Raw genomic sequence first — 3,734 nt, 5'->3', positions numbered from 1 at the left:
ATAAATCTACAAAATTTGACTCTAGGCCTTAAAAATTATATCCAACGAAAATAAAATTCGCCGCGTGCGCAATCATTATTGATGATTATGTATCCTTGAAGGTTATTAAAAGTGAGAATCCTCTCTAAAGCTTATATCCCTGAATTGCCGAATTTCTATTCTGGTAAAGTGCGAGAAAATTACGCACTAAAAAATGGTACTCGCATCACCATATCGACAGATAGACTCAGTGCCTTTGATCGCGCTATTGCCTGCATCCCCTACAAGGGACAAGTATTAAATCAGATGACACAATACTGGTTTAAAAATACAGAAGATATTTGTGAAAATCATTCTCTTGATTATCCAGATCCTAATGTTTTAATAGGAAGACAACTGAAAATTTTTCCTATAGAATTCATTGTACGTGGTTATCTAGCAGGTAATACCAATACCTCTCTCCTTACACTTTATAAAAAAGGATGCCGAAAAATATACGGACACCAATTACCTGATGGTATGTATGACAATCAAAAGCTACCTTTCCCTATCATAACCCCAACAACTAAATCCATGGGTCCAAACCACGATCAACCTATATCTGCATCTGAGATTATTCAAAAAGGACTCATGACCCAACAGCAGTGGGACACCGTTTCTTCTTATGCCCTTGCCCTCTTTAAACGTGGATGTCACTTGGTATCAAAACGTAATTTAGTACTTGTTGATAGCAAGTACGAATTTGGACTAGATCAAAAGGAAAATATCGTATTAGCCGACGAGATACATACGTCTGATTCTAGTCGCTATTGGGAAATAGAAAACTATCATATATCCCTAGAAAAAAACACTTCTCCTTCTGGATTAGATAAAGATTTTGTCCGCAATTGGATCCTAAAACGCTGTGATCCTTATAAAGATGATATCCCTGTTATTTCCGAAGATTTCGTTCTTCGCGTATCACAAACCTATAAAACAGCTTATGAAAAAATAACCGGTCTGAAATTTTCTCCCGACGATTCTGAATCTTCTCCACTGAATCGGATCTATAAGAATTTATATAAATACATAGAAAATTTCTAAATCACAGAATTTTACTTTAACACTTTGATATAAAGTTATCCCGCATCTTTAGCAGTAATGGTAGTCCTATTTCAGTCTCTTGCCATGACTGGCGGAATATCGCTCGTTCAAAAGCTATTATTGTTTTATGCTGATAAGCCTTTGGTCACAGAATTTTCCTTCTTTTGATCAATGCCAATAATGTGTGGTGCTTGCGCTTTGGATTTTTATAAAAATCGTGCTGTTATCATGAATTATAACGGTATTTGGAATCTGGAAATACCGCATTCCGCATAAAATACCCTTGATAAAATCATTGAAAAATTTGAGTTCTGCCATCGCTTTAGAATGATTTAAAAACCGCAAAACCAGAAGAATTAAAATACATCAGCTATACCATATGCTAACGCCAATTTCAGACCAATAACAAGAAAGATCTATTTGTTCCAAAAAATCGACACCCGAGGAATGATCCTTCATATCGTTATCAATACATGGAGTATTCTCTGCTATACTTGGATTCCTTGAGGCAGAATATAACTTGAACAATTATACCCAGATTTCCTAAGGCAGATCATAACCTTAAAAACAATGGATACCTTAAAATTATACCTTAACCATTCCCATGAATCTTAAATATACAGATCGTTGATTATGCAATATTGCTTTTATAAAAACACCTATATTTTTCATCTCATTTACACTTGAAGAGTAATCCTCAAATTTTGATTGGTGGAATAAAGATGATTGCACCATTGCCCAGGAAAGCAAGTCATAAAAATATCGTTTTATGTTTTTGAGAGAATCCCACGAAAAATATCCTTCTTGATTCCCTATCAAAAGTGAGATACTTTTCCTTTAAAAAGCCTTATTAAAACCAAATATGCCCAATTATATTATACAATATCCTGAGCAATTAACTATCATAGAAGAAGAGCTATACATTTCAACTAGGAAAACGATCTAGTTATATCGAATTTACAACAATACTTTTGGCTCTTGTTATTTCCATCTTTTCTGCTCTGAATGAAAGTTCACGGTCATGATGACTTATATACGCAAAACACCTGCGATCCTTGCCATTATCTTATCGGGATGTGCGGTTGGTCCTGAATATATTGAACCCACGATACAATTTCCTAGACAGATTTCCAAAACAACGCTGAATAATAACAATCCTAATAAAGATATAACCAAAATAGCATGGTGGAAAGCCTTTAATGATACCCAACTCAACCAACTTGTTGAAATTTCATTAAAACAAAACCTCACAATACTCCAAGCTATAGAACGTATAAATTCCGCAAAAGAACAACTCATAGTTGCAAAATCTAATTATCTGCCGTCATTGCAAACATCGATATCAAGTGAGATGACATCACAATCAAATAAACTCCCCGAAGGAGTGGGAAAATTAGAAGCTTCTTGGATGATAGATCTATTCGGACGCAACAACCGTATCCTAGAAAGTGTCCAAGCAAATATTGGCAGCATACATGCTGTAGCAGACATGGCAAAACTCACCATAATCTCTAGCTTGTTGCCTGCATATATAGACGCACGTTATTTTCAGGAAAGAATACACATAGCCCGCAAAATCTTAACTGTACGCAAACAAAATCTAGATTTAATCCGCCTTAAGTTTTCAGCAGGAGCTGCATCAAAATTAGACGTTATAAAAGCAGAAACATTAGTTAACACAATTAAATCTGAAATACCCAATCTTGAGAAAAGCTTCCTCACCGCTGTCCATAGTATATCGAAAATTATTGATAGCCCAGCAAAAAATATTTTAAGCTACATGCAAAAGAAAAACAATCTCCGCCAACCGAACTTATCTACGATACCTAACATTATCATTACAGCCGATATGATTCGGAATAGACCAGATGTCCGCCATAACGAGAGACAACTTGCAGATGCTGTAGCTAAAATAGGCATAGCAAAAGCGGATCTATACCCCTCAATTTCATTAAACGGCTTCATTGATTATTCTCATGTAAGAGATAAAAACTGGACATTTGATAATAAACAATGGGTATTTGGTCCCAAATTACAGTTATCACTTTTGACAAGAGGAAAAACCAAAGCAAATGTACATATTGCCGAATCTCATGCATACGAACGGTATCTTGCCTGGAGAGAAAATGTTCTTAATGCAATAAACCAAGTCGAAAACTCTCTTGTATCCGTATACGAAGATAAAAAAACTGTAATAGCAATGCAAACTCAAGTTAACAACTACAAAAAGGCTCTTTCACTATCAATGTCTAGTTATCAAGAAGGAGCATCTTCCTTACTTGAAGTTGCGAATGCACAACATGATATTTCTGCGGAAGAGATTAATCTTGCAGCAGCTAAACGACAATTGGCAAAGAGCTATATCGATCTTCATATTGCAATCGGTAGTGGATATAACTTCAAACAATAAACTGAAATAGCCAAAAACAACAACATTCCCTATATTGATTAAAAATACAAGAATATGATTTATATTCAATAAATTAATCTACATGCGACTCGAATCAGGGATTCTACAGCGTTGTCTACATGTCTACTTCGCACCTTTCAAAAGCAATTCTACCTCATATTTTCTTCTGATGATAAAGCCCTTCCCCCCTTTCCCCCCTGAGAGCTTTCTTGCCTCCTACAAAAACTCACCTGCAGTATTCATGGGATTTATTGAAAACAAT

General features: G+C 35.4%; 2 protein-coding genes. Both read left to right on the top strand.

All coding sequences use genetic code 11. The annotated features are described in order from the left end of the window. The first annotated feature begins 111 nt into the window (after positions 1-111). Positions 112-1,062, top strand: coding sequence for a phosphoribosylaminoimidazolesuccinocarboxamide synthase (locus H0G72_RS05620; protein ID WP_182017793.1), 951 nt, complete (start codon positions 112-114; stop codon positions 1,060-1,062). A gap of 1,021 nt (positions 1,063-2,083) precedes the next feature. Further along, a complete protein-coding gene (locus tag H0G72_RS05615) occupies positions 2,084-3,472 on the top strand; it encodes an efflux transporter outer membrane subunit (protein WP_182017792.1) in 1,389 nt (462 codons plus the stop codon). Positions 3,473-3,734 lie beyond the last annotated feature (262 nt).

Origin of the sequence: Candidatus Liberibacter sp. (assembly GCF_014048425.1) — a bacterium.
Classification (GTDB): Bacteria; Pseudomonadota; Alphaproteobacteria; order Rhizobiales; family Rhizobiaceae; genus Liberibacter.
Note: the sequence above shows the minus strand (reverse complement) of the source record. Positions and strands in the feature narration are given on the sequence as shown.

Excerpts from the sequence above, each read along its gene's own strand:
- H0G72_RS05615 (WP_182017792.1), top strand. The coding sequence starts at position 2,084 with ATGATGACTTATATACGCAAAACACCTGCGATCCTTGCCATTATCTTA.